This is a genomic window from Trinickia fusca (assembly GCF_003628145.1).
Classification (GTDB): domain Bacteria; phylum Pseudomonadota; class Gammaproteobacteria; order Burkholderiales; family Burkholderiaceae; genus Trinickia; species Trinickia fusca.
Genome location: NZ_RBZV01000007.1, coordinates 62225 through 87937, shown reverse-complemented (window position 1 = coordinate 87937; position 25713 = coordinate 62225). Strand labels below are relative to the sequence as shown.

Below are 25713 nucleotides of genomic sequence, written 5' to 3'. Positions count from 1 at the left end.
TTCTAGTTTTTTGATCGTCACGTTTTCATGCCATGCGCATCGCGAATGCTTCGCGATGCGCAATTCATTATTTCAATTTCCGCCTACAAAAAATCATCGTCAGCGATACGTGATTCATATCGAGTTGTCAATACTGGACTATCCCAGATTCATTGCCAATGATAGGGGGGTGTTTTACCTGACACGCCGAATGCGCGCCTCTCCAATTCGGCTTTCATTCACAGAGCACACGGTGCCCCACCATGAACCTCCGTTCAATCGATTTGAATCTGCTCGTGATACTGGATGCGCTGCTCAGCGAAAGGCAGGTCACGCGAGCCGGCAGGAAAATCGGTCTCACGCAGCCCGCCGTCAGTAATGCATTGAGCCGCCTTCGCCACGTGTTCAAGGACGATATTCTCGTACGCGGAACGATCGGCATGGAATTGACCCCACGTGCAAAAACGCTCGTCGGGCCAATCCGGCAAATTCTTCAGCAAGTGGAAGCACTTTTTGCCGCTGAACACGAATTCGATCCGCATTTATCGGAACGACACTTTATGCTGCGCATGTCGGATCTGACTGAATTGCTGATTCTGCCGACGCTGTCGCGCACGATCCGGCAAATGGCACCGCGCGTGCGGCTGAACGTCATGCACCTGTCGCCCGCCGAAACCGCCGACGCACTGGAAGCGGGCACGCTCGACATGGCGCTCAGCACCGGGCTCGAACATCGCGGCACACTACGCTCGCATGTCGCACTGCGCGACCGGATGGTCTGCGTGCAGAGCCGCTGGCATCCCGATGTCGACAAGCCGCTGACGCTCGAGCGCTTCGTCTCGCTCGACTTCCTCAACGTCACGACGAATCCCATCGACAACAGCATCGTCGACAACCGCCTCGCCGAAATGCACTGCCTGCGTCGCGTCGTGCTGAACGTTCCGCACTGGCTCGTCGTGCCTCACATGCTGAACGCGCTGCCCGTCGCCGTCATCATGTCGGAGCGGCACGCACTGAGCCTGGCCGACGAGCGCCTCGTCATCCGCGAGCTGCCGCTGGCGCTCGAGCCGCTTACGTGGTCCGTCTACTGGCATCGCCGGAACGACGCGAGTGCCGCGCACACGTGGCTGCGGGCACGCATTACCGAGGCGGCCGCGTCGCTCGATGCGTGCCGCACGTTGATGGAAGCACTAGACGTCGGTTGAAGCCCTGGCCAAGCGGCTCGGTGGATTGCCTCAGAAGAGCTTGCGCATCCCGAGCGCCACGCCCGCGCTGTTCGATCGTCCAGCCGCCAGCGAGTAGTTGAGGATGTGATAGTTGTCGTTGTCGAAATCGAGCGCCGCGTGCCAGACATAGCCGCCGGTCAGATAGACCATCGTCGTCTTCGACAGCACGTAGTTGAGCTGAAAGCCGACCTGCTTCGGGTTGGTCGGCTGTGTGCCCGTCTGCCCCTGGGCCGGGTTCTGCGCCGCGATGTCCTCGTAGTAGAAGCCGCCCACCGCCTGCAGTACCGGGGTCACCTGGTAGCGAGCACCCACCCAGTAAAAGTCGAAACGTCTGACGACGCCCGATGTGGTCACGTTGCCGTTGGCATGCTCGAAGCCAGCCATCAACGTTGCGCGGCCGGGCGTCGCCATGACGGCCGTCGCATAGCGGCGAAAGTGCGTGACGTTGGGGAGGGTGCCATTGACGTCGTCGAAGGCTGCCGCCACCGACACGAAGCCGAACGTGTAATTGAACCCGGCGCCCCAGGCCGCTCCGCTCGAGAATGCCCCCGCCGTGCCGCCGAACGAATAGTGGGCGCGCACGGACAGTCCGCCGATATCGGCGTAGTACTTGGCCACGTTGTTTTCGCGGAAGCTCGGTCCGACGATCGCTCCGTCAGGTTCGTAAATCGTGGAGTAGCCGTCGGTCGGCCCGAAGTGTTCGAGCACGTCGAACAACGACGTATATTGGCGACCGAGACGCACGCCACCCCACTGCTCGTGATGAAGGCCGACCCAGCCTTGACGGTCGAACCCACCCGCGCCCAGGGCGGTTCCGTTGTTCAGATTGACCGTGCTCTCGAGGCGAAACTCGGCTTGCCAGCCATCGCCGAGCGCCTCTACGCCGCGCACGCCCCAACGCGAACCGCTCTTGCCGCCCGAGGCCATCCGGATCAGATGGCCCGCGCCGTTGCCTGACGTCGCCTGATTGGTCAGGAATTCGGTGTAGATGTCCGCTATCCCGTACAACGTAACGTTCGACTGCGCGTTGGCGCTGGCCGAAGCAATCCCCAGCCCGCACGCGGCGAACCACTTTTTTCTCATTCTTGCGTCTCCTTTGTAGTCCTTATCATCACGCATCGACGTGCGCGTCATGGGCTTATTCGCTGCTTGATCGCTTTCTTGTTTGTGACGCGTCGGGGCGCGCTGTCGTGCCGGTACTCGAGCGCGCTACGCAGCATGCGGTGCACGCGGCACGGCTTCATAGCGCTGCACCGTGCGCTGTGCGAGTTCGAATACGGGTAGATCGATCATCTTGCTGCCCACTCGCACGGCTCCCCGTCCTGCGGCACGAGCCTTGTCGTAGGCGTCGATGACCTCACGCGCGGCCTCGACCTCGGCGGCCGACGGCATGAACGCGCGGTTCAGCGCATCGACCTGCTTCGGATGAATGCACGTGGCGCCGACGAAACCGAAGTCGGCCGACTCGTGCGCCATGCGCTCGAACGCTTCGAGGTCCGACAGGTCGTCAGGCGTGCCCAGCAGGCCGAACGGCAAGATGCCGGCCGCCCGCGCCGCGATCACCATCAATTGCTTCGGTAAGCGCAGGACCTCTGCGCTCGCGCGGCTGCCGCAATGAAGCGCGAAATCGCCGCCGCCCAGCATGACTCCCACCAAGCGCGGCGACACACGACAGATCGCGGCCATCGCCTGAAATGCGCGCGGCGTCTCGATCATCGCGACGATACGGGTCTTGCCCGGTTCGACGTCGTGTACGCGCTCGAGCGTGTCGAGCAGTTCGCAAATCGCTTCGAGGTGCGAGGCCCCCAGTACCTTCGGCACCGCCACACCATCGACGTTCGCCGCCACGGCCGCCTCGAGATCGGGCACGAGCCATTGCAGCGGCCCGTTCACACGCACCAGCACATCATGGCCGGCCTCTTTCAAACGTGCGCAGGCCGCAGGCAATGCTGCACGCGCGTCGTCTTTCGCCTCGACAGGCACGCTGTCCTCGAGATCGAGCAACACCGCATCGGCGCGGCAATCGACAGCCGAAGAGACGAACCGGCCCACATGGGCAGGCACGTACAGCAACGAACGCCAGACAGGCTGTGAAGTGGAGGAGATAGAGGGGTTCATCATCAGACATTCAAAAAATGAAAGTTACTTTTATTTTTATGCTCGAGGATCGGCAGCGTCAAACTGTGGTTAACCCCCTTGTGCAAAGCACAAAGCGGCCTGAATCAGCAATCCTTACGTTCCGCTTGTCGGTTGACATGCCATGCGTGAGCTATAAAATGAAAGTGACTTTCGTTTTATACGCGTACAGGCGGCGGTTCGTTCGCTTGCCCGTCACGGCTCATCGAAGAGAAAGAGGTTGATATGAATGCTCAAGCGGATGGCGGCGTCGCTGCCGTCAATCGCGCGCTGACAGCGCTGCTCGCGTTCGGCGATGCGCCGAACGGATTGATGCTCGCGCAGGTAAGCGAAGCGACAGGGCTCAACATGAGTACGTTGCTACGCCTGTTCGAGTCGCTCGAGAATTTCCGCTTTATCAAGCGCATGCCCGACGGCCGCTACGTGCTCGGCCCGGCCGCGTTCCATCTCGGCATCATGTACCGCGAGTCGTTCCAGCTGCGCGAGCACGCGGTGCCCGTGCTACAGCGCCTCAGCGACGAGACGGGTGAAACGGCGGCCTACTACGTGCGTGAAGGCGATCAGCGCGTCTGCCTGTTCCGCTTTCATGCACAGCGCGCCGTGCGCACGAACCTGCGCGAAGGCGATCGCTTCCCGCTCGACGTCGGCGCGGCAGGCCGCGTGCTGCTTACGTTCTCGGGTACGCGAGGCGGCGATTACGACAAAGTCGCCGAACAAGGCTATGCCGTGTCGATCGGCGAGCGCGACCCTGAGAGCGCCGCGATTGCCTGCCCGGTGTTCGGCGTCGGGCGCTTGCTGAACGGCACGATCTCGCTGGGCGTACCGCGCTACCGCTTCAACAAGAAGGTGCTCGGCGATTATCTGCCGCGCGTTCAGGCCGCCGCGAGCGAACTCACGCACATGCTGGGCGGCGATTTGCCCGCGTTCGCCACCGCTCCGTCGCAGGCCGCCACGTATAGCGCGCTGAACGACTGAGGCCCGGCCTTCGCGTCAACGAATCAAAAACGAAAAACAGGAGACACGGATGCCCGTCGATACGACGCAAGCCACGCACGCCCCCGCTCGGCGCGGGTCCATCGGGCCGCTTCACGCCAAACGCTTCGACGCCGCCGCGCGCGGTCCACTCGACGGCATCAAGGTTGTCGATCTCTCCCGGCTCATGGCCGGCAACATGCTGAGCCTGCAACTGGCCGACTTCGGCGCCGACGTGATCAAGGTCGAGAACGAGCGCGGCGATACGCTGCGGGCAGTCGGCGCAGGCGGCATCAGCACGAACTGGAAGGTCTACGGGCGTAACAAGCGCAGCGTGTGTCTCGATCTGCATTCGACGCAGGGCATCACCGTCGTGCGCAAGCTCGTCGCCACCGCGGACGTCTTCATCGAAAGCTTCAAGCCCGGCGTGCTCGAGCAGATGGGTCTCGGCCCCGACGTCCTGCACACGATCCGGCCTCAGCTCGTCATCGCGCGTATCTCGGGCTGGGGGCAAACAGGGCCGTTCCAGCACAAGCCCGGCTTCGGCACGCTGGCCGAAGGCTACTCGGGCTTCGCATCGATCAACGGCTTCGCTGACCGCGAGCCGGTACTGCCGCCGATCTTTCTCGGCGACATGACGGCGGGCCTGTCGGGCGCAATCGCCGTACTCACCGCGCTGCTCGCACGCGAGCGCAAAGACGCGCCCGGCCAGGTCATCGACGTGTCGCTGTTCGAACCGCTGTTCTCGATCCTCGGGCCGTCCGCGGCCAACTATGCGCTGACCGGGAAAATCAAGCCACGCACCGGCAGCCGCTCGACGAACACGTCGCCGCGCAACGCCTACCGCACGCGCGACGACAAATGGCTGTGTCTGTCCAGCTCCACGCAGGGCATGGCCGAGCGGCTCTTTCGCGCGATCGGCCGCCCCGAGCTCATCGACGATCCCCGCTACGCGACGAACGTGCAGCGCGTTCAGCATGCCGAAGCACTCGACGCGATCGTCGGCGGATTCATCGCAGAGCGCACCCTCGACGACAATCTCGCGTTCTTCGAAGCGGCCGGCGTCACGGTCGGCCCGATCAATACGATCGACCAGATCGTGACCGACGATTACGTGATCGAGCGCGAAGTGCTCGTCGAGCTGCCCGACGAGGATGTCGGCAGCCTGCCCATGCACAACGTCGTTCCAAGGTTGTCAGGGACGCCTGGCACGTTTCGACGCCCCGCACCAACGCTTGGCGAGCACAACCGCGAAGTGCTGTTACCGCTGCTCGGCGAGCACGAGTACACCATATTGGAAAGGCAAGGGGTCATCGTCGGCCCGTGATTTTCCGCACCACCGGTGTAACGTATCGCAGTCCTAACGACAAACCAAGCGACGGGTTCCGAGCGTCCGTACGCCCACAACAAGGAGACAGTCATGGACCCGCGCTGGACGCGACGGCCGCCCGGATCGAACTGGGGCGACTTCGGCCCTGACGATCAGAAAGGCCGCCTCAATTGGCTCACGCCCGAACGCGTGCGCGAAGCCGTGGCGGAAGTGCGCGAAGGCCTCGTATTCTCGCTCAGCCTGCCGCTCGACGTGCCGCGCGGCGGTGGACTCAACGCTCGCCGCCGCCCGCCTGCCGTCATGCCCGCACTGCTCAATGGCACGCCGTACTTCGGCTATCGCGCCGACGAGCGTGTACGCAATGCGACCGACGTCGTCTGCGATGACGCCTTCTGCATGCACTCACAGTTCTCGACTCAATGGGATGCATTCGCGCACGTCGGCTCGCTGTTCGACGCCGACGGCGACGGCCGGCCCGAGCGCGTCTTTTACAACGGCTATCGCATGGACGAGCATGTGCGTGTGCCCGAAGATGGCGCGCCGACAGGCGGCGCCCAGGCGCTCGGCATCGACGTGATGGCACGCACGGGCGTGCAGGGCCGCGGCGTCATGATCGATCTGCACCGTCACTTCGGCGCCGCACGGCGCAAAGTCGGCTATGCCGAGCTTGCGGCGGTCATGGAGGCCGATCGGGTCGTAGTCGAGCGAGGCGATCTCGTCTGCCTGCATACGGGCTTCGCCGATGCGTTGTTGCATGCCGGGACGGAGGCGTCGGACGACACGCTCAACGGATGCTGCGTACTCGACAGCAGCGATGAGCGGCTGCTGCGCTGGGTCGACGAATCCGGCCTCGTCGCGCTCGTCGCCGATAACCATGCCGTCGAGGAACGTCCGCAGCATATGGCCGATCGTGCCAGCCCGGGCCCTGTGATGCCACTGCACGAGCTGTGTTTGTTCAAGCTCGGCATTCATCTGGGCGAGCTATGGCACCTGACGCCGCTCGCACAATGGTTGCATGAGCACGGGCGGTCCCGCTTCCTGCTCACGGCACCGCCGCTCTACCTGCGCGGCCTCGTCGGCTCCCCCGTCAACCCCGTCGCGACGGTGTGACCGTCGGCAAACAATAAGGAATGCCAATGTCCTCCACGCCGTACGCTTTATCGATAACGAACCGCATCGACCGCCTTCCCGTTACGCGCACCATCTGGGGACTGGTGCTGCTGTTGAGTGTCGGCGGCTTCTTCGAAGTCTACGACCTGTTCCAGATGACGTATCTGCCGCCGGGCCTCGTCCGCGACGGCATTTTTCACACCGGTGCGCACGGCCTGTTCGGCATGTCCGATCAAGGCGCACTAGGTGCCGCCACGTTTGCCGGGCTCTTCCTCGGCGAAATGCTGCTCTCGCGGCTCGCTGACCGCATCGGCCGACGTGCACTGTTCACGAGCGCGCTGCTGTTGTATACGGCGGCGAGCTTGGCGATGTGCTTTCAACACACGGCGCTCGGCATCTGCATGTGCCGGCTGATCGCGGGATGCGGTGTCGGTGCAGAGCTGATCACCATCGGCGCGTTCCTAACCGAGCTCGTGCCCAAGCACCTGCGTGGGCGCGCCTTTGCCGTTTGCTTCGCGTTCAGCTATCTCGCCATGCCCGTCCTGGCGTTCGCCTCGTGGCAATGGATTCCGTATGCACCGCTCGGCGTGTCGGGGTGGCGCTGGGTCGTGCTGCTCGGCGGCACAGGGGCTGTCGTCGCGTGGTGGCTGCAAACGCGTTTGCCCGAGTCGCCGCGCTGGCTGGCGGCGCATGGCCGCGAAGCCGAGGCCGAAGCCGTGCTCGTGCGCCTCGAACGGCAAGTCGAACGCGAATACGGCCGTGCGCTGCCGCCTGCGCAGGCCGCATCCGGCGCATCAACCGTGGGTGGCTCGCGCCGCGCGGCTTCGATGTGGAGCAAGCACTACCGCGGGCGCACGATCATGCTGATCGTCTTCAATGCCTTCCTCAGCATCGGGTTCTTCGGTTTCAGTCAGTGGCTGCCGACGCTGTTGGTCGCGCAAGGGGCCGCCGTGACCAAGAGCCTCTGGTACGCGTTCGTCATTGCGTTCGCGTATCCGGTGTCGCCGTTCGTCGCCGGCCTGCTCGCGGACCGCATCGAGCGCAAATGGCTGATCGTCGCCACGGCCCTTGGCGTCGCGCTGTTCGGCACCGGATTCGCGATGGCGGGGCAGGCATCGCTCGTCATCGTCTTCGGCCTGCTCGTCACACTGTGCAATACGGTGATGGCCAGCAACGCGACGGCCTATCAGGCCGAGATCTTCCCCACGGACATTCGCAGCCGTGCGCTCGGCTTCGTGCATTCGATCGGCCGCCTCACCGGCATTGCGAGCAGCTTCATCGTCGCGCTCTTGCTCGAGCACGTGGGCGCCTCGGCCGTGTTCGTGCTGATCGGTGCAAGCATGTTGATCGTGATGGTGTCGATCGGCATGTTCGGCCCGCGCACGAACCATCGCTCGCTCGAGGAGATCGCCGGCGACGCCGTGGCCGAACAGGATGTGCCCGAGGGAACGCCGGCCCAAGCGCGGGAGGCTCGGCTCGCCGCAGCTACGATCTCGCGGCGCTCGTAAGGCGAGGGGCACCCCACTCATCTATGGCAGCCGAGCGATGGCCATTCCAGAGTGACACTTAGTAACAATCCATCAGTCAACAGTTTTTGCATTGGCGCGTTCTTGCATAGGAGCACAAACGATTGGCTCAACTGTTCGGCGTGCGGGATCTTCGCGCGCATACCCCTATGAGAGTCTGAGAGAAAGCACCATGAAGAAAGCTGCACTGTTCGTCGGCCTGATTGCCGCTTGCACCACGATGTCCGTTTTCGCACAGACCACCTACGATCCCGTGCGTGTCCGTGAAGCCTATAAAGCGGCAGATGACGGCATGAGCCTCACGGAAAGCATGCACAAAGATAATGTCCATAACTTCGGCGGGCACATGTGGAAAGCGCGACAAGCCTTCGCGCAAGCCCATGCCGAGCTCGAGCAGGCCGAGCGATATGCAGCCGCGCACGGTGAAATGCCTGGCGCTGGCAACTGAGGTTCTTTTGACCTACCCCTGCGGCCGCAGGGGTAGGACGCTTCGCGGACACTGCCTGCGCCGTCAGGCCTGTCGTGAAGATGGGGGCAGCGCCTAGTATCATGTCGCCTCGACGGCGCGAGTCAGTCTGCGTGCTTGCGCCACTGACAACCGAAACGCTCGGCGACCCACCATGACACTGCGCACTGCATCGGCAACGCCCAGGATACGCATCGGCATCGGCGGCTGGACCTACGAACCCTGGCGCGGGCCGTTCTACCCGCCCGGCCTCACACAAAAGCGCGAGCTCGAATACGCGAGCCGCAAGCTCACCTCGATCGAAATCAACGGCACGTTCTACGGCTCGCAGAAGCCCGCGAGCTTCATCAAGTGGCACGATGAAACGCCCGACGACTTCGTGTTCTCGCTGAAGGCGCCGCGCTACGCCACGCATCGGCGCGTACTGGCCGAAGCGCAAGACTCGATCGAACGATTTTTCGCAAGCGGCGTGACGGAGCTGAAGGACAAGCTCGGCCCGATCAACTGGCAGTTCCCGACAACCAAGCAGTTCGATGCCGAGGATTTCGATGCGTTCCTGCGCTTGCTGCCCAAGCGCGTGGAGGGCCATGCAATCCGCCATGCCGTCGAAGTGCGGCACGACAGCTTCAAGCATCCGGAGTTCGTCGCGCTCGTGCGCGAGCATGGCGTCGCCGTCGTGGTGTCGGCCGACGGCCCCTATCCGCAGATCGCCGACGTCACGGCACCATTCGTTTACGCGCGCATCATGGGCACGGTTGAAGCAAACGAGCGTGGCTACGACGAGGCGGCGCTCGACCAGTGGGCGGCGCGCCTCCATCGATGGGCCTCGGGCTCGGCACCCGATGATCTGGAAACGGTCGTCGATGCACCACCCGAAGCCACGAGCCGCGATGTATTCCTGTATGTGATCAGCGGCTTCAAAACACGTAATCCCGCAGCGGGGATCGCATTGATCGAGCGCGTCGGCGCGCTACCCGAAGGCCGCGCAAAGAACAGCCGGTAGGCGAGTTCGATGCTTTAGAACAAACGCGGCGTACCGACCCAGACGAGCGTCGCTTCGACATCGCCCGTATTGGCCCAGCTATGGGGCACCGTCGACTCGTAATGTGCGCTGTCGCCGGCATGCAGCTCGAAGGTCTTGCCTTCGAGCGTGAGCGACATCTCACCGGAAATCACGTACAGAAACTCTTCGCCGGCGTGCGTCGTCACCTCCGCTGCCGACGACTGCCCGGCCGGCAAGCGGACGAAGATGCTCTCCAGCTGACTGCCCACCGATGAATTCGTCAGTCGTGCGAATAAATTGGCCGAATCGGCGAAGCTGAAGAAGCGCAGCTGCTCCGCACGGCGCACCGAACGCTCCTCGCTCGGCGTCTCGACGAAATATTGCAGCGTCACGCCGAGCGCGCTCGCAATGCCAGCCAGCGACGTCAGCGAGGGCGTGGCCAGCCCGCGTTCGACCTGTGAGAGAAACGGCTTCGAAATGCCGGCCGCCGTAGCCGTTTCATCGAGCGTCCGTCTGAGCCGATGCCGCAGCGCGCGGATTTTGCCGCCCAGGTCGGCTGCCCGGCGGGCGCTTTCAACGTTCGAAACCATAAGATGCGGAATACGCCGGTAAGTAGAGGTAACGTGGGTGTTCGTGGAGCGCAAGGCGCCCGTCGGACTTGGCGCGGGCGGCATAATTTAGACAGCGCACTCTATGTTGCCAGAGGCCCCGTCGCAAAACGAAAAAAGATCGGCTAATTGAGGGTTTACGCGCGACCCATCCGCGTTACCAGCCCTTACACGCACCGCACGACAGCTAGCCTGGATCCGGCTTCAGCCTAGAAACTCGCTGGCCCGCTTTTTCAGCACGGCGCCGAAGTCATCGAGCCAGCCGATCGACAGGCGCCAGCTTTGCCAATACAGGTCGACATCGAGGTGGCGGCCCGGCAGCAGTTCCACGAGTTCGCCGGCCGCCAGCGGCCCGGCGATCATTTGCGTTGGGCACATGCCCCAGCCGAGCCCCGTCACGCACGCGCGCAGAAACCCGCCCACGTGCGGCATCCAATGTTGCGGCGGATCGACCTCGGCGCGCGTGACCCGGCGCACGAAGCGCTTTTGCAGCTCATCTTTCGGATTGAAGACCACGCACGGGGCACGTCTGAACGATTCGCGGTTGACACCACTCGCGAAGTACCGAGAAAAGAACGCGGGTGAGCACACGGCCAGATAGCGCATCCGGCCGAGCCGCGTCGAGCGGCACCCCTGCACGGGTTCGGCTTGCGTCGTGACTGCGCCTTGCACGCTGCCGTCGCGAATCCGTTGCGCCGTGTGGTCCTGATCGTCGATGACGAGGTCGAGCAGTGTCTGCCGCTCGACGCAAAACTCTGCCACAGCGTCGACGAACCAAGTACCCACGCTGTCGTCGTTGACGGCCACCCGGAGCGTGGGCCAAGACTGCCCGAGCCCGCCGCCGCCCGGCAGAGACGGCATCTGCCCGGTCAGTTCGGCCTCGAGCAGACGCACGCGCTCCGTATGCCGGCACAGCAACGCGCCCGACGCGGTAGCGACACACGGCTGCCCTCGCTTGACGAGCACGCTGCCGATACGCTCCTCCAACAGCTTCACGCGCTGCGATACGGCGGACGGCGTGACGTTCAGCTCACTCGCCGCTCGATCGAATGAACCGTGGCGCACGACCGCCGCAAGCGCATCGAGCAAGGCGTAGTCCAGCATGAATTTTCCTTAATCTGCCTTAGGCTTATTAGCTTTTCTTATGCACCTCGAGCCCGCAGACTAACGTCTTTCGCATAAACCGTCCACCGTCGTTAGTCATGAACTGGAATTGGATCGCCTTCTCTCATGGCGCCGCGCTGTCCGCGTCGCTGATCGTCACTATTGGCGCGCAAAACGGATTCGTCCTGCGTCAAGGCATCATGCGTTCGCACGTCGGCAAGATCGTCGCGATCTGTACGTTGTCGGACCTGATCCTGATCGCCGCCGGCGTGGGCGGCGCGTCCGCGCTCGCGGCACGCTATCCGCGCTTCGTCGAACTCGTGCTGTACGCAGGCCTCGCTTACCTCGCGTGGTTCGGCTTCTCGACGTTGCGCCGCGCATGGCGGCCCGGGCACGCAATACTCGAGGTCGACGCGGGGGCAGGTTCGCAGAACGTGCCACGGCAACGCGCTTGGTCGGTAGTCCTGATGACATTGGCCTTCACGTGGCTGAACCCGCACGTTTACGTCGACGTCGTGCTGCTGATCGGTACGGCCGGCGCACGCGAGCCGCAAGGCGCACGTGTGGCGTTCGCACTCGGTGCCATGTGCGTGAGTGCGTTGTGGTTCGCGGCCCTCGGCTACGGCGCGCGCTTGTTGGCCCCGTGGTTCCGCAATGCCTCGGCTTGGCGTGTGCTCGACGGCGCCATCGGCAGCATGGTGCTGTTCGTCGCCGCGGCACAACTGCGCTGAACGGCCGCTCGCGATCGTCGCTTACGGCGGCGGCAGCCTGTCGGCCACGAGGCGGCTCAGATAGCGGTAATCGCGCAGCAACGCACGATGCCCCTTGCCCCAGGCCGTGAAGAAGCGCAGCAGATTCGGGCCCGACCGGATCGCGCCCTTCGCCCCCCATATGAACCCGAGCAATTCGTACGACAGCGCGCGCAGCGGCCGCGGGTTGGCGATCACGGCGTCGAACAGGTTCACGTAGATGTGCGAGCTCTGGTGTTCGACGCCGTATTTGACGTGTTCAGGGTCGTGCACGGCGCGCGCCGACGGCTCGAACAGCAGGCGCACACCATTGCTGCGCCATAGCGCTCCCATGAATCGATCGTCGGACGTTCGGATGCCTTCGTTCCAGGGCTTGGCCAGCGCCAGCTTGCGTGCGTAGATGAAGAACGCACCGATCAGGAAGTCTGGCGACTCGCCCGGTGCCGCAGCGCGCCCGTACCCGATGGACCGCATCACGACCGGGCAGCTCCAACGCTCTCCCCACCGTACGCTGCCCGCCACGACGCGATGGCCGTCTGCTGCCTCGTAGGCGTCGAACAGCCGCTGGATCGCACCAGGCTCCACCTGAATGTCGTCGTCGACGTTGACGATGAGATCGGTTTCCGCCGAACGAGCGCAGAAGTTGCGTGCTGCGGCGACGTTGTTGCCGTCATGAAATCGCAGCCTCGCGAAACCGAAGCCGGAGCAGACCTCGGCGACCTTGCGCCGAACGTCGGGGTCCGGCGTCGAGTCGCAGACCACCACGTCGAATTCGATTTGCCCACGAGCTCTCGCCAGCGCGGTCAGGCATCGCTGCAGTTTCTCGGGGCGATTGCGCGTCGGGATTACCACGCTGACGGACGTCATGACATTCTCCGCGATCATTCAATGATTTAGGTTGCACCATTCCTGACACCTTACCGCACGAAAATCCCGGAAAAATAACTGGGCCTATTGCACCGGTTGCACCTTTGCTCGCTTGCGCTGGGTGTCCGCTGTTCGAGTCATTCTTTCCGGCCTGTTCAGCCACGCGACAGAAAGATCGCCCGAGCCATCCAGGTGGCGATGCCAAGCCATATCCCGCGTAGATCGACGATTTATTTCGCATATTTTTTGATTTATTTTTCTTCGAAAAAAAATTTGAAAATATTGGAAACTCTCCATGCCTTACGTTTAAAACGCACACGCGAAAGCCAGATATTTATGATTTATCGCGTTTAAAGCTGTTTGGACCTGCGTCTCTATTTACACGGATCGAACCGTGACCGTAACTTACGCCGACCGAGAATCCGAATTGAATTAAGAACAGCCGACGCGTTCGGCGGACATACGAGGAGACGAGAATGGTGCCATTTGCACGTGGCCAGTCCATCGCTGCCGCGGCGGCGAGTACGTTGGCGTTGGCCACCCTGCTGGGCGGCTGCGGCAGCGGCTCGTCGGACAATCCTGCGGCCATCGCCGTCGCCCCGTGTTCAGGCGCGACCTGCGGCAGCGCCAGCGCCACGACGCGCCCCGATCCTCCCACGCAGCTGTGTCCGACCTCGCTCGACTACAGCACGACGTTCACGGGCGGCTCGGGCAGCGGCGAATACATTCGCGTGAAGTTCGATACGTCGAAGAAGCAATACCAGATGACGTTCGTCGAGTCGGAGGTGCCGACATCAAGCGGGCAGGTCAACAACACGCGTGCGGGCATGACGATCACGGGTGACTTCGTGAACGCCAACCTCTATCAGCTGACCGACTCCAACGGTCACACGAGCACACCGCTCACGCTGCCGACTGCCGAGCAAAACCGCTGCGCGTTCGTGCTGAAGAACGGTCAGACTGCCGACGGCAGCTACGCGATCACGGTCAATCCGCAAGACCCGCCCGTGCTGTATGTCGGGAACGGGATCGTCGGAGGTGGCATTCCGGGCGCGACCATTCAGTTCAACGGCGTGCCGATCATTCCCGGGTTCAACGCCGGTGTCGTTCCGAGCAAGACGTTCGACTATTACCCGTTCATCGCCTTCACGAACACGATCACCGACTTCTCGAAGGTGGCCGGCGATTACAACGAGCTCGGCATTCGCTTTACGCCCGAGGGCGGCCTATTCCAAACCACGCCCGACAATCCTGCGCCTGCGCCCCTGGGTTGGCAAGTCGATGCGATCCAGACTTCGCAGACGTTCAAGGCGGACGGGTCGTGCGCGCCCGACGCTGCACAGGCGCCCAACGCCTGCGTCTCGACGGGCGGCAACTGGACCTTGCGAACCAATACCGACGGGTCGCCAGACAACGTATTCGTGAGCGGAACTTTACCTGCCCCCCAGCCCCCGAGCGGCCCGCTCTATCCTGCCGTCGGCGGCGGCTTGCTGCAGCAGTCATACACGCCGAATGCGGCTCACGGTCTCATGATCGTCGGCAACCTGAACGGGCAAGCTGTTCCCGTGATCATCCGCGTCGGGTATGCACATGCAGGCGCGGATATCTCGACCTCGACACTCGACGACCAGATCGGCATCTCACTGCTATCCCCCGTTGCCACGGTACAACCGTCGGCGTTCAAGGGCGCCTTCATCGGTGCGAACAGCGTCACGGCGTGTGGCCTGGTCACTGCCTACGGGCCTGCGAGCGGGTACTCGGAAGGTGCGTGCCTCGATCAGGCGAGCACGTTCAACGCAGGTGTGAACTACACGTCGACGATATTCCAAAGCCCGAGCGCCGCGTTCATGAATCCGTTCACGTCGACCGCCGCCACCAATTTCGCGCTCGACTACACGCAGACGCAACCGGGAGTCGTGCAGGTCACCGCCGAGAACAACTTCAACTCGGGTAGCACCGCCGTCTTCAAGAGCGGCGACACCGGTGCGCTGATCAAAGCCGGCTCTGTGTTCGGCTTGCTAATGAACGGCACCAACGCCCCGAATCCGTTTTTCACCATTGGCGCGTTTGTTCAGTAACTCTCGTAGCGCTTCAAGGTACGGCCGGTACCGCGCCATCCGGCCGTCGTTATGTATGCCATCAACCTGATGAGGTTAAACCCATGAATATGCGTAAGCTCATCCCTGTAGCAGGTTCGGCTTTGGCATTGCTGGTCGCGGCAGCCGCCGCGGCCCCCGCTTATGCGGTCACCGTCGCACCGGCAGGCGCAATCAGCTTGACCGGCTCGACGACGCTCGGCAAGTCGGGCATCACGATCGGTTGCACGGCGAATCTGGTCGGCACCATCACGAGCACCGGTGAAATCACGATCACGTCCGCGAAGTTCAGCGGCAACAGCCTGTGCTCCGCTGTCACCGGAACCGGATTACCCTGGACGGGTGCTGTCCTGACGACGACGGGCCTCCAGCTCCACAACGTCGCCGTCGACGTCAACGTGCCGCTGCTTGGTGGCGCCTGCGGGCCGACCCCGGTCGCGGGCACGATCACCGAAAACACGACGGCGAAGGAAACGCTGATCGGCTTGCACAACCAGCTGCTGTCCGGTGGTTGTTCGGTGTCGGGCACGTTGCAGACGACCCCGTATCTGACGGTGCATTAACACCAGCGGCACTAACCGCTGAAGGCGACGCTCCCCACAAGGCGAGCGCATTGCCATCCGACAGTTGGCCTGACGCTTAGGGCCTTCCACGGCAACCGGCCGACCCCATGGCCGGTTGCCACCCTCGACGAAAATTTATCCAGGATTCCCTATGAATTGGCGTTGCCTGCTGTCGATGGCGCTGGCCACCCTCCTCTTCTCGGCTTGCGGCACCGGCGGCGGAGATCCGCCGGCACCCGTGGAGACGCGCCTGTGCCCGCAAACGCTCGACTACAACACCGTCTATACGGGCGGCAGCGGCTCGGGCGAGCTCGTGCAAGTGCAGATCGATACGAATGCGCTGACGTACAAGATCACTTACCTCGCGTCGCCGGTCCCGGTCACGACAGGCACGGTGCAGCCGACGCGCGCAACGCCGCCGAATAATACGGTGTCCGGAACCATGACGCCCGAGACACTGCTGCCCACGCAAAAGCTCAACGAATGCGCGTTCCGGCTCAGCAATGCGAGCCTCGACCCCAACCATCCCGCACGCATTTTCGTGGGCGAGGGTGTCGTGGGCGGAGCGATACCGGGCGCCGAGATTCAGTTCGCGGGCGTCGCAGGCGTCGGCGTGGTGCCCGATACGACGTTCCCGTACTACCCGTTCATCGCGTTCTCGCAGCAATCGACCAACCTCGCCGAGATCGCCGGTAAGTATTCGATGCTCGGCTATCACAAGGTGCCGTCGCAGAACTTCCTGCCCGTGGCTGTCGATGCGTCGTTCACGATCAACGCCGACGGCACGTTCACCGAATGCGACAACGGTGGAATTTACGCCGGACAGTGCCGTCAGTCCGGCACGACGTTCAAGGCTCGCAGTGACTCGCCGACGTTCGAAACCGATCAATTCTCGGGACAGGTCACGCCGACACAAGCCGTCTCTGGTCCGCAAGCGCAGGGCATCCTGATCGTCGGCCGGCTGCGCGGACAGCTCGTGCCGGTCCTCATCCGCGTGGGTGCCGCTGATCCATCGATCTACTCGCCGCCAGGTTCGCCGCCGAAGACGCCGCTAGCCGACGACGAATCAGGTATTGCGCTGCTCGCGCCGCAAACGGCAGTTGCCAGCGGATCGCAAAACGGCGAATACGTCGGTGTCGACAGCAGCTTCGGCTATCGCACGACCGCGCTCGAAGGCACGCAGGCAACGCTGCTCGATCCGTTCAATGCATCGCAGACGTCGCTCGCCTCGGCTATCAATCTCGACTTCACGCAAGCCTTGCCCGGCACCGTGACGACGCGCAGCGCCAACGCATCGGCCGGCTCTGCAGCAACGGGCAAGATGATTTTCACAGGCGGCACCTTCGGTTACCTCGACGTCTCCGACCCGAGTGCACCGTACTTCACGATCAGTGCCTTCGTTCAATAACCGACACCGAATCGGGACACAAAAGCAGGAGACTCGTGCATGAGGAAGATTTACGCGCCGCTCGTCGCGGCTTGCGTGTGCGCTAGCGCGCACGCGCAACAGGCCGGGGACAATGTCGTGACCGCGGGCTGGATTCACGTCGCGCCGAAAGACTCGAGCGATCCGCTGACGACGCACGTCGCCGCCACACCGATCAACGGGCCGCTCGGGGTACCGAACGCATTCACGTCGGCGGGCACGGGGCTCACCGTCAGCAACGCCAATACGTTCGGGCTCAACTTCACCCACTTCTTCAGCGATCACATCGCGTTGACGGCGCTCGGCGGCGTGCCGCCAGAGTTCCATATCAACGGCTTCGGTACGATCCAGCCACCGGGGCCGTCGGGAGCACTCGGCAGCGAAAACCTCAGCGAGCCGTCGAACAACCCGCTCGTCGGCAAGGTACGGCAATGGACCCTCGGCGCGATGCTGCAATATTTCTTCGGCCAAGCTAATGCGCGCTTTCGGCCGTTCGTTGGCGCGGGGCTGACTTACTCGTGGTTTACGAACTTCGAGTTGAATCCCTACTTCTCGCAGTCGCTGAACAACAACCTTGGCAGCATCCTCGCCGCGGGAGCCGGCAAGCCCGGACCTACCTCGATCTCGGCCAAGTCTTCGTCGACATGGACACCGATCTTCAACGTCGGCGCGACCTGGGCCTTCGACAAGCATTGGGGGATTAATGCTTCGGTGTCCTATATGCCGATGAAAACCTACGCGGAAACCGACATCAAGGCCGCCGACGGCACGCTGCTCGCCGTCAGCAAAGCCAAGCTCAACGCCAATCCGATCATCACGTTCGTCGCGGTTTCGTACCGGTTCTAAGCCGTAGCCGCGGTCGGCTACGACAGCGGACGGCCGCGCATTCCTTCGTTCGATCGATCCGGCAAGCCGGAAACGCAGCGGTCTGGGCCCTCGTCTCACCCGAGGGCTTTTTAATATTATTAAAAATACCACTTTAAATCCATACTAATACCAGTTGAGCACCAATCAAAGGCCTCCTAAGATTTCGCAGCGACCGGTCGACGGCCGTACCCCCATCGGTGGAGGAGACATGAACGTCCCGCCCCCTCTTCCGCAGCTTCCTTGAAAGACCAGATCGCCACGCCGTAATCCCACAGCGTCGTATCGCCGAATTTTTCCGAGGAGACCTCATGAATCGAATCCCGCATTTCTTGTGCGCTGGCTTACTGGCCGCGGCGGCGCTATCGCCTGTCGCCGCGCTGGCACAGCTTGGTGTGGGCGAAGGCACCGGTGCTGCCGCTGCAACGAACGCTGCACCGCAACACGTTGCGCCGACCGCCCTCGCGACGCTGCTCTCGAACAACCTCGCGCTGCACGTCGCCGCCGACAACAATCACGGAGCCGCGGCGGGCGTGCCGTGCGCCAGCCTGGGCGCCGACTGGGCAAGCTGTGCGACGGGCCGCCTGATCTTCGTGAATCGCGGCCAACAGCTGATCACGGACGGCGGCTGGAAGCTCTATTTGCACAGCATTCGCCGGCTGCTGAGAATTGATCGTCCGGGCTTCACGCTGCGTCATCTGACGGGCGACCTGTACGAGCTGACGCCGCAGCCCGGTTCGCTCAGGCTGGCGCCGGGCGAGCGCTTCGAGCTGCCGTTCGTCGGCGAATATTGGTATCTGCGCTATAGCGACTTGCTGCCGCGGCCGTATGTCGTCGTCGCTGGCGCGCAGCCCGCCGTGCTCAAGTACGACGACACCGACGACGAAACGCGCTACGTCGAATCGCTGCCCCCTGACGCGCAGAGCAATTCGCCCGGCAACGCGCCTCCCGTCGCCGCGCAGGCGGTCTCCGATCGCGCGCTGCCGAGCGTGAAGCGGCAACGCGCACTCGACGGCACGCTCGATCTGCACGGCGTCGACCTGCGGCTGCCGGATATTTCGCCCGCGCAGGTCGAATCGCTGCGCGAGCGCGCCCACACGCTCGGTCTCGACGATGCCGGCACCCGGGTCGCAGGCATCGTCGCGCCGCAACGGCTGCCGGCAGACATCGCGGTGCCGGGCGGCTATCGGCTCACGATCGGGCCGAGCGGCGCGTTCATCGAAGGCTACGATGCCGCTGGCGAATACTACGGCGTACAGACGCTCTACTCGCTCGTCCAGGAGGGCGGCGGACGCATTCCGGCGATGCGCATCGAAGACGCGCCGCGCTTCCCCCATCGCGGGATGCACGTCGATCTCGCGCGCAACTTCAAGCACCCGGCGACGCTGCGCCGCCTGATCGACCAGATGAGCGCGTACAAGCTCAATCGCCTGCATCTGCACCTGTCCGACGACGAAGGCTGGCGGATCGAGATTCCGGGCCTGCCGGAGTTGACCGAAATCGGCGGGCGCCGGTGCCATGATTTGAGCGAGACGCACTGTCTGTTGCCGCAGCTCGGCTCGGGTCCCGACAACCGCTCGGGCGGCGGCTATCTGACGCGCAACGATTACATCGAGCTCGTGCGCTACGCGGCCGACCACTTCGTCGAAGTGATTCCCGAGATCGACATGCCCGCGCACTCGCGTGCGGCCGTCGTAACGATGGAAGCGCGCTATCGTCGCCTGCACGCCGAGGGCCAGGAGCAGGAGGCGACCGAGTACCGCTTGCTCGATCCGCAGGACACGTCACAGCTCACGACGGTCCAGTTCTACGATCGGCGCAGCGATCTGAATCCGTGCGTGCCGGGCGCGCTGAATTTCGCGTCGAAGGTGATCCGGGAGATCGCGTCGATGCACGCTCAGGCGCAAGTGCCCTTGCACATCTGGCACTTCGGCGGCGACGAGGCGAAGAACATCCTGCTCGGAGCGGGCTTCCAGCCGCTCAACGGCACCGATCCGGGCAAGGGCCGCGTCGATCTCGCCGCGCAGGACAAACCGTGGGCACGCTCGCCGATGTGCAAGGCGCTGTTGCAGCGTGGCGAGATCAAGTCGATCGACGAGCTGCCGACGCGCTTCGCCAAGCAGGTCAGCATGCAAGTCGCCGCGAACGGCATCAACACGATGGCTGCGTGGGAGGATGGCTTGAAGGGGGCGAGCGGGCCGCAGGAGTTCGGCACGCGCAACGTGATGGTGTCGCTGTGGGACACGATCTTCTGGGGCGGCGCCGACAGCGCACGCGACTGGAGTGCGAAGGGTTATCAGACGGTGCTCGCGCTGCCTGACTATCTGTACTTCGACTTCCCGTACACGTTGAACCCGCGCGAACGCGGCTATTACTGGGGATCGCACGCGACCGACGAGTACAAGGTCTTCTCGTTCGCACCGGAGAACCTGCCGCAGAACGCGGAACTGTTCGGCGATCGCGACGGCAATCCGTTCGAAGTGACGGGCACGGGCGGTGCGCCACGCATCGAGGGCATCCAGGGACAAGCGTGGGGCGAGGTCATGCGCAACGACAGGCTGCTCGAATACATGGTGTATCCGCGCCTGCTCGCGCTCGCCGAACGTGCATGGCACAAGGCGGACTGGGAGCTGCCGTTCGTCGCGGGCGTGAGCTACAAGCTCGGCGCCACGCATCACGTCGACATGGTCGCGCTCGAGCGTGACTGGGCAGGCTTTGCGACGGTGCTCAAGCAACGCGAGCTCCCGAAGCTGGAGCGCGCCGGCATCGGGTATCGGAAGCCGACGTTCACGTTGACCGGAGAGTAATCGAGGTTCAGCCGGAACAACATTCGGACTACTGATTAACCCCGCGTTTTTCGGAACGCGGGGTTTTCTTTTTTGGAGGACGGGCTCTTGCAACCCCATTGACCGCTTGATACAAGGCCGCAAGAATAGCGTCACGCTGGGGACGATGCCCCTGCGTTCAGAAAACCAAACACAGATCCCCCTTATGAAAATCAACCGTATGAAAGCCCTGGTGGTAGTGGCATCTTTCCCGCTGGCACTGACAACGATCAGCACAGCGCACGCTGCAGGTTGTTTGAAAGGTGCCGTTGTCGGCGGTGTGGCGGGGCACTACGCGGGACATCATGCCGTCGTTGGCGCTGTTGGCGGATGCGTCGTCGGGCACCATCTCGCGAAAAAGCAGGCGGAAGAAAGGAAAGCCGCTCAGGCACAAGCTGCACAGGCACAGTGAAATAACGCTGCGGCGGTCGGCAATCGCATGCGACCGCCGTATGCCACATCGCGCCACCGAGACACAAGAAATGCCGCATCGGCCGTATCGGCGGAAGTTCGGCGCCACACCTAGATTCATTTGACAATCCTCCGTATGAGGATATCCTTTGAACGCCAAGAATCACGGCAATCGCTGCGCCCCTGAAGTTCAACGACTGAACACACGGAGCATTGCATGGCCATCACAAGGCAAGTCATTACCTCGCTACAGCGCGACGGCACCGATATGCTGGGGACCAAGGCCTTGGCGGTCAAGATCGCCGACGAAAGCATCGTCTCGGGCTCGCTGTTGACCGTCGAAAGCAATCACTTCTGCGTGCTGAAATCGCGCGGTGCCGTGCTCAACATCTACGAAACGGGCCAATACGCACTGACGACGCCCGATAAGCCGCTTCTCGGCTCGATCGCTCAAGGCTTTTTCGGCGGATCCTCGCCCTGGGTGTTCGAAGTCATTTACGTCAATCGGTCGAAGCTCCTGATTCGTAACCAAGGTATCGCGACGAGTGCGGAGATGGCCGAGATGGCCTACCAAGTCGACTATTACGTTCACGTCGATACCAAGGAAGCCGCGCTCGACCTGATTACCCACCTGCCGTTCAACGGCTACTTCATCGACACTCAGGAAGTCGCCGCCTATGCGGGGCCCGCGATCGAACAGGCCATCAACCAGATCGTGCAGGTCACGAAAATGGAAAGCATAAACGAGCACATCAACGAGATCAGAGACTCGGTGAAGATGCATCTTTCCGACTTCCTGAAAAACTTCGGCATCTTGCTCAACGACGTCAAAGTGTTGATCGTGCCGAAGGATGAGCGGATGCGCGAACTGATCTCGCTGCAGGCAATCGGTCTCACACCGATCGAGGCCGTTCGTTACTATCTTGCGCTGCGGATGGCCGAAAAGGGGCTCGTTTCCGCACCCAACGCTGCAGCGGGCTTGCCGTTCCAGATCGGTGGCTCGGCTACCGGAATTTATCCGTTGGCGTCTGACACAGGGCTTTCCACGCCCACTAGTAACTAGTACCTAGCCATGGCTTCGGACTTTTATGACGAAGGCGTACTCCGGCAAGCCGCGATCAACTTGTTCAACGGCTGGGGCTACAACTTCTATCGGATCGAGAACCAGCTGCGTGCCGACGATCAACTCGTGCGCAGCAAGGCGGCATGGCTGCTCGGCATGGCGCGCTCGAGTGTCGAGCGTGCCGAGTCCGAATACCGGCGAACCCACTGTGGCACGCCGTCTCGCGAAAAGCCGTTTCCCGACCCGTCGGCCACAGCGGCAGCACAGCAGCTCGAACGGCTGGCCGCCAATATCGGCATGGTGGGTGGCCGGCTGCAATCGCAGCCGGTGCCCGAGAACGATCGCATGACACAACGCTACCGTCGCGAGGCCGACACGCTCAAGGCACTGATCGGCAGCGATGAGCGGCTCGTGGGGCAGTGCAATCTGCTGCACGCTATGCTGGATACGCGAAACGGTGAATGGATGTTGGACAATCTGGTTGAAATTGGCCAAGGGCTGACCGCCATTCAGGAAACCCTGCGGCACCGCGAAGCGATATTGCTCGACCGCGCCGAGTAGACTCCGCCCCCCCATTTGACTTACCCATGATCCGGGGTCACGAAACACCCAATGGGTTGGAAATGCGCAGTTTCCATGTGCCGTCGCCGCCGCGCTCCATGACCTGCGTCGCCGTGCCCGTCTCCGTATGCCGGCTGCCGTCGTGAAGGCTCATCGTCAAAGTCCAGTCGAGCAGCACGAGTGCGATGTCGCCGCTGACCAGCGTGCGGCGCACCTTGTTCGCAATCCGCGGACGTACCTTCAACAATTCCGTGAACTGACGATGTAACTGCTCGCGGCTGTTTTCTACGACTTCGCCGTTCGTCATCCGCATCGTGGCGTTTTCGCTGAACAGCGCGGTCACTGCATCGACATCGCCGGCATTGAATGCCGTATCGAATGCGGCTGGCACCTGCTCGGGCGTGCGGGAGCCCCAGGCTAGTTCGCCAACGAATTGCCGGATCGCAGCCGCGACCGCGGACGGTGCCTCCAGAGGTGACAAGTGGCCGATGCCGGGCAGGACCTCGAGGCGAGCATGGGCGATTCTCGGCAACAGTTCCGCCTGTAGCGTTTCGACGCGATCCACCTGGTCTCGCTCACCGGCGATCACCAACACGGGCACATCGATAGCCGCCACATCGGCTGTAATGTCTTCTCGCATCGCGACGTTCGGCCACGCGGCCTTCGCCTGTGGTGCGCCGCGCAGACTATCCGCGATGACCTGTTCGCGGCGTGCCGGGGTAAGCGGTCTGCCGGTCAGGACATGGTCGAGCACCCAGCCGACCGATTCGCGCGACTCGTAGGCGCTCATCATCACCGCACGCTGCTCATCCGGAAGCAACATCGGCGATGGCGGCGACGGCGCAACGAGCACGAGCCCCTCCAGCCCCTCCGGCCGGCGCGACGCAAGCAACTGCGCGACCTTCCCGCCCATCGAATGACCGACGAGCACGTAGTGCGTCAGGCCCAGTGCTTCGATCGCGCCTTGCGCATCGTCGGCCAGATCGGCAATCGTGTAGCCGTCTTCCGGTGCGTCCGAATGGCCCCAGCCACGGTGGTCGGTCGCGACGGTCCGATAGGTGTCCGACAGTTCCTCCATGACGAACTGCCAGGTGCGCGACGATCCTCCCCAGTAGTGCAGAAAAACCAACGCCCGTTTGCCGTGCCCCTTTTCGCTGACGCGAATCCGGATGCCGTTTGACTGGATGTCCATTGCCATGCTCGTGCCTCGTGTGTTCGTGGTGGGTGGTGCATGGGCTGGCATCGTAGATAGCGGCGTCTGGTTTGATAATTCCCGTTTTGTGACTGGCAGTCGATCGCAGGGGTATCGAATCGGGGAGATGGCTCATGGCGTTCATACCGACTTTCCAAAGCACAAATGGATCGGGCAGAATAGGTTGCCCACGGCACAAAGCGTGACCCCGATCCGAACGAACACGACGACTTTGGAGCGCTCACAACATGCCGGCCCTGAAAACGCGAGGCACCTTGCGTGCGATCGGCACTGTCGCTGTCGCTGTCGCCGTCGCCGCTTTGCTGACGGCAGGATGCGCGCATGCGCCGTCCATCAACGTGCTCGGCGCCTATTTTCCTGACTGGCTGTTCTGCATCGTCGCGGGCGTCATACTGACGATCGTCGTCTACCTCGTGCTCGCGCGTGTCCCCGGCGGGCAACGGTTCGGCCCTCCCGCACTCGTCTACCCCGCGCTCGTGACACTCCTTGCGCTCGTTGTCTGGTTGATCTTCTTTCAACAGTGAACCCGAGCAAGGAGGGATCCCATGACGACGCCGACGACCAGCCAGAAATCGAACAAGGCGTGGCTGGGCATCGCGTTGGTCGTGTTGACCGTACTGGTGCTGATCTTCGTCGTCTGGCGCCTGGACCGCGAGCCGCGCACCGACGATGCCTATGCCTACGCGGACACGATCGACGTCGTGCCGGAGGTCAGCGGGCGCATCGTCGAACTCGCGGTGCACGACAATCAGGCCGTCAAGCAAGGCGACCTCCTGTTCCAGATCGACCCGCGTCCGTACCAGGATGCGCTCACGCGTGCGAAGGCGAATCTCGTCGCACTCGACAAGCAGATCGAGCTGACCCAGCGCACGGTCAACGCGCAGCAGTACAACGCCCAGTCCGTGCGCGCGGCGGTCGAGCGCGCGCGGGCCGCTGCCACCCAGGCGACGGACACACTGCATCGCACCGCGCCGCTGTTGTCGCAAGGGTATGTGTCGGCGCAAGACGTCGATCTCGCCCGTACCGCGCAGCGGGCTACGCAGGCCGAACTGGCCGCCGCCGAGCTTCAAGCCCAGCAGGCCGCGGCGGCGGTCAGCGGTGTCGATGCGCTCGTCGCTCAACGGGCGGTGGCCGAAGCCGAGATCGCGATTGCCGAATTGAACCTGGAATTCGCAACGGTGCGTGCGCCGTTCGACGGCTGGGTCGTCTCGCTGAAGACATCGACCGGCCAGTTCGCCTCTGCGCTCAAGCCGGTGTTCACGTTGATCGACGCCCGCCATTGGTACGTCGTGGCCAATTTCCGCGAGACCGAGTTGAAGGGCATCAGGGCTGGCACGCGCGCCAACGTCTATCTGATGAGCGACACGAGCCAACGCTTTCGCGGCACGGTCGATTCGATCAGCTACGGCGTGTTGCCCAACGAAGGCGGCTTGGCGCTGCCCGGCGGCCTGCCTCGCATCGAGCGCACGCTCAACTGGGTCCACGTCGCGCAACGCTTTCCGGTCAAGATCCGCGTCGAGAACCCGAATCCGGACTTGTTTCGCATCGGCACCTCCGCCGTCGCCGTGCTCTATCCCGGGCGCAGCATCGATGCCGGCCATCGATGAGGAATGCA

The 25713-nt window shown here is 63.0% G+C and carries 24 protein-coding genes; 18 read left to right on the top strand and 6 right to left on the bottom strand.

All coding sequences use genetic code 11. The annotated features are described in order from the left end of the window. Positions 1-242: 242 nt before the first annotated feature. A complete protein-coding gene (locus tag D7S89_RS17180) occupies positions 243-1184 on the top strand; it encodes a LysR family transcriptional regulator (RefSeq protein ID WP_121279153.1) in 942 nt (313 codons plus the stop codon). 30 nt (positions 1185-1214) lie between these two features. Here the strand turns inward: D7S89_RS17180 and D7S89_RS17175 are convergent, their stop codons facing one another. Both D7S89_RS17175 and D7S89_RS17170 read right to left on the bottom strand, forming a co-directional pair. After that, positions 1215-2288 carry a porin gene (locus D7S89_RS17175; protein WP_121279439.1) on the bottom strand — a complete coding sequence of 358 codons (1074 nt, stop codon included), beginning with the start codon at positions 2286-2288 and terminating at the stop codon, positions 1215-1217. 126 nt (positions 2289-2414) lie between these two features. After that, complete coding sequence (locus D7S89_RS17170; protein WP_121279437.1) at positions 2415-3311, bottom strand: HpcH/HpaI aldolase/citrate lyase family protein; 897 nt, start codon at positions 3309-3311, stop codon at positions 2415-2417. A gap of 255 nt (positions 3312-3566) precedes the next feature. Between D7S89_RS17170 and D7S89_RS17165 the strand changes: the two genes are divergently transcribed. From D7S89_RS17165 to D7S89_RS17140, 6 genes are all read left to right on the top strand, one after another. Beyond that, on the top strand, positions 3567-4316 hold the full coding sequence (locus tag D7S89_RS17165) for an IclR family transcriptional regulator (RefSeq protein WP_121279151.1): 750 nt from the start codon (positions 3567-3569) through the stop codon (positions 4314-4316). A 49-nt stretch (positions 4317-4365) separates the two neighbouring features. Further along, on the top strand, positions 4366-5640 hold the full coding sequence (locus D7S89_RS17160) for a CaiB/BaiF CoA transferase family protein (RefSeq protein ID WP_121279149.1): 1275 nt from the start codon (positions 4366-4368) through the stop codon (positions 5638-5640). 93 nt (positions 5641-5733) lie between these two features. Continuing rightward, positions 5734-6753, top strand: a complete 1020-nt coding sequence (locus D7S89_RS17155) for a cyclase family protein (protein WP_121279147.1) — start codon at positions 5734-5736, stop codon at positions 6751-6753. Between the two features lie 26 nt (positions 6754-6779). Further along, a complete protein-coding gene (locus tag D7S89_RS17150; RefSeq protein ID WP_121279145.1) occupies positions 6780-8261 on the top strand; it encodes an MFS transporter in 1482 nt (493 codons plus the stop codon). Between the two features lie 190 nt (positions 8262-8451). After that, positions 8452-8727 carry a hypothetical protein gene (locus tag D7S89_RS17145; protein WP_121279143.1) on the top strand — a complete coding sequence of 92 codons (276 nt, stop codon included), beginning with the start codon at positions 8452-8454 and terminating at the stop codon, positions 8725-8727. A 172-nt stretch (positions 8728-8899) separates the two neighbouring features. Further along, complete coding sequence (locus D7S89_RS17140) at positions 8900-9748, top strand: DUF72 domain-containing protein (RefSeq protein WP_121279141.1); 849 nt, start codon at positions 8900-8902, stop codon at positions 9746-9748. Positions 9749-9762: 14 nt separating this feature from the next. On the opposite strand, the gene D7S89_RS17135 is transcribed toward D7S89_RS17140, so the two are convergent. Together D7S89_RS17135 and D7S89_RS17130 are read right to left on the bottom strand one after the other, a co-directional pair. Next, entirely contained in the window at positions 9763-10338 is a 576-nt protein-coding gene (locus D7S89_RS17135; protein ID WP_121279139.1) for a helix-turn-helix domain-containing protein, read from the bottom strand. A gap of 222 nt (positions 10339-10560) precedes the next feature. Beyond that, a complete protein-coding gene (locus D7S89_RS17130; RefSeq protein WP_121279137.1) occupies positions 10561-11460 on the bottom strand; it encodes a LysR family transcriptional regulator ArgP in 900 nt (299 codons plus the stop codon). Between the two features lie 98 nt (positions 11461-11558). Between D7S89_RS17130 and D7S89_RS17125 the strand changes: the two genes are divergently transcribed. Further along, on the top strand, positions 11559-12191 hold the full coding sequence (locus D7S89_RS17125) for a LysE/ArgO family amino acid transporter (RefSeq protein ID WP_121279135.1): 633 nt from the start codon (positions 11559-11561) through the stop codon (positions 12189-12191). A gap of 21 nt (positions 12192-12212) precedes the next feature. On the opposite strand, the gene D7S89_RS17120 is transcribed toward D7S89_RS17125, so the two are convergent. Next, a complete protein-coding gene (locus D7S89_RS17120; RefSeq protein ID WP_183085247.1) occupies positions 12213-13076 on the bottom strand; it encodes a glycosyltransferase family 2 protein in 864 nt (287 codons plus the stop codon). Positions 13077-13552: 476 nt separating this feature from the next. Here D7S89_RS17120 and D7S89_RS17115 point away from each other — a divergent pair, with 476 nt between their 5' ends. From D7S89_RS17115 to D7S89_RS17080, 8 genes are all read left to right on the top strand, one after another. After that, positions 13553-15154 carry a DUF2957 domain-containing protein gene (locus D7S89_RS17115; protein WP_121279131.1) on the top strand — a complete coding sequence of 534 codons (1602 nt, stop codon included), beginning with the start codon at positions 13553-13555 and terminating at the stop codon, positions 15152-15154. Between the two features lie 83 nt (positions 15155-15237). Then, on the top strand, positions 15238-15735 hold the full coding sequence (locus tag D7S89_RS17110) for a hypothetical protein (RefSeq protein ID WP_121279129.1): 498 nt from the start codon (positions 15238-15240) through the stop codon (positions 15733-15735). A 151-nt stretch (positions 15736-15886) separates the two neighbouring features. After that, entirely contained in the window at positions 15887-17143 is a 1257-nt protein-coding gene (locus D7S89_RS17105; protein WP_121279127.1) for a DUF2957 domain-containing protein, read from the top strand. Between the two features lie 39 nt (positions 17144-17182). Then, complete coding sequence (locus tag D7S89_RS17100; protein WP_121279125.1) at positions 17183-18007, top strand: OmpW/AlkL family protein; 825 nt, start codon at positions 17183-17185, stop codon at positions 18005-18007. Positions 18008-18336: 329 nt separating this feature from the next. After that, positions 18337-20832, top strand: coding sequence for a family 20 glycosylhydrolase (locus tag D7S89_RS17095; protein WP_121279123.1), 2496 nt, complete (start codon positions 18337-18339; stop codon positions 20830-20832). Between the two features lie 184 nt (positions 20833-21016). Continuing rightward, a complete protein-coding gene (locus tag D7S89_RS17090) occupies positions 21017-21262 on the top strand; it encodes a hypothetical protein (protein WP_183085246.1) in 246 nt (81 codons plus the stop codon). Between the two features lie 216 nt (positions 21263-21478). Continuing rightward, entirely contained in the window at positions 21479-22324 is an 846-nt protein-coding gene (locus tag D7S89_RS17085) for an SPFH domain-containing protein (protein ID WP_121279121.1), read from the top strand. Between the two features lie 9 nt (positions 22325-22333). Continuing rightward, on the top strand, positions 22334-22885 hold the full coding sequence (locus tag D7S89_RS17080; RefSeq protein WP_121279120.1) for a hypothetical protein: 552 nt from the start codon (positions 22334-22336) through the stop codon (positions 22883-22885). Between the two features lie 37 nt (positions 22886-22922). Here D7S89_RS17080 and D7S89_RS17075 read toward each other — a convergent pair whose 3' ends face one another. Further along, positions 22923-24077 (bottom strand): alpha/beta fold hydrolase, encoded by a 1155-nt coding sequence (locus tag D7S89_RS17075; RefSeq protein ID WP_121279118.1) that lies wholly within the window; start codon positions 24075-24077, stop codon positions 22923-22925. Positions 24078-24325: 248 nt separating this feature from the next. Between D7S89_RS17075 and D7S89_RS17070 the strand changes: the two genes are divergently transcribed. Together D7S89_RS17070 and mdtN are read left to right on the top strand one after the other, a co-directional pair. Continuing rightward, a complete protein-coding gene (locus D7S89_RS17070) occupies positions 24326-24622 on the top strand; it encodes a YtcA family lipoprotein (RefSeq protein WP_121279116.1) in 297 nt (98 codons plus the stop codon). A gap of 21 nt (positions 24623-24643) precedes the next feature. Next, complete coding sequence (gene mdtN / locus D7S89_RS17065) at positions 24644-25705, top strand: multidrug transporter subunit MdtN (protein ID WP_121279114.1); 1062 nt, start codon at positions 24644-24646, stop codon at positions 25703-25705. Positions 25706-25713 lie beyond the last annotated feature (8 nt).

Coding starts and splice junctions, on each gene's coding strand:
- D7S89_RS17180 (WP_121279153.1), top strand. CDS start 243: ATGAACCTCCGTTCAATCGATTTGAATCTGCTCGTGATACTGGATGCG.
- D7S89_RS17175 (WP_121279439.1), bottom strand. CDS start 2,288: ATGAGAAAAAAGTGGTTCGCCGCGTGCGGGCTGGGGATTGCTTCGGCC.
- D7S89_RS17165 (WP_121279151.1), top strand. CDS start 3,567: ATGAATGCTCAAGCGGATGGCGGCGTCGCTGCCGTCAATCGCGCGCTG.
- D7S89_RS17160 (WP_121279149.1), top strand. CDS start 4,366: ATGCCCGTCGATACGACGCAAGCCACGCACGCCCCCGCTCGGCGCGGG.
- D7S89_RS17155 (WP_121279147.1), top strand. CDS start 5,734: ATGGACCCGCGCTGGACGCGACGGCCGCCCGGATCGAACTGGGGCGAC.
- D7S89_RS17150 (WP_121279145.1), top strand. CDS start 6,780: ATGTCCTCCACGCCGTACGCTTTATCGATAACGAACCGCATCGACCGC.
- D7S89_RS17145 (WP_121279143.1), top strand. CDS start 8,452: ATGAAGAAAGCTGCACTGTTCGTCGGCCTGATTGCCGCTTGCACCACG.
- D7S89_RS17140 (WP_121279141.1), top strand. CDS start 8,900: ATGACACTGCGCACTGCATCGGCAACGCCCAGGATACGCATCGGCATC.
- D7S89_RS17135 (WP_121279139.1), bottom strand. CDS start 10,338: ATGGTTTCGAACGTTGAAAGCGCCCGCCGGGCAGCCGACCTGGGCGGC.
- D7S89_RS17130 (WP_121279137.1), bottom strand. CDS start 11,460: ATGCTGGACTACGCCTTGCTCGATGCGCTTGCGGCGGTCGTGCGCCAC.
- D7S89_RS17125 (WP_121279135.1), top strand. CDS start 11,559: ATGAACTGGAATTGGATCGCCTTCTCTCATGGCGCCGCGCTGTCCGCG.
- D7S89_RS17120 (WP_183085247.1), bottom strand. CDS start 13,076: ATGACGTCCGTCAGCGTGGTAATCCCGACGCGCAATCGCCCCGAGAAA.
- D7S89_RS17115 (WP_121279131.1), top strand. CDS start 13,553: ATGGTGCCATTTGCACGTGGCCAGTCCATCGCTGCCGCGGCGGCGAGT.
- D7S89_RS17110 (WP_121279129.1), top strand. CDS start 15,238: ATGAATATGCGTAAGCTCATCCCTGTAGCAGGTTCGGCTTTGGCATTG.
- D7S89_RS17105 (WP_121279127.1), top strand. CDS start 15,887: ATGAATTGGCGTTGCCTGCTGTCGATGGCGCTGGCCACCCTCCTCTTC.
- D7S89_RS17100 (WP_121279125.1), top strand. CDS start 17,183: ATGAGGAAGATTTACGCGCCGCTCGTCGCGGCTTGCGTGTGCGCTAGC.
- D7S89_RS17095 (WP_121279123.1), top strand. CDS start 18,337: ATGAATCGAATCCCGCATTTCTTGTGCGCTGGCTTACTGGCCGCGGCG.
- D7S89_RS17090 (WP_183085246.1), top strand. CDS start 21,017: ATGAAAATCAACCGTATGAAAGCCCTGGTGGTAGTGGCATCTTTCCCG.
- D7S89_RS17085 (WP_121279121.1), top strand. CDS start 21,479: ATGGCCATCACAAGGCAAGTCATTACCTCGCTACAGCGCGACGGCACC.
- D7S89_RS17080 (WP_121279120.1), top strand. CDS start 22,334: ATGGCTTCGGACTTTTATGACGAAGGCGTACTCCGGCAAGCCGCGATC.
- D7S89_RS17075 (WP_121279118.1), bottom strand. CDS start 24,077: ATGGACATCCAGTCAAACGGCATCCGGATTCGCGTCAGCGAAAAGGGG.
- D7S89_RS17070 (WP_121279116.1), top strand. CDS start 24,326: ATGCCGGCCCTGAAAACGCGAGGCACCTTGCGTGCGATCGGCACTGTC.
- mdtN (WP_121279114.1), top strand. CDS start 24,644: ATGACGACGCCGACGACCAGCCAGAAATCGAACAAGGCGTGGCTGGGC.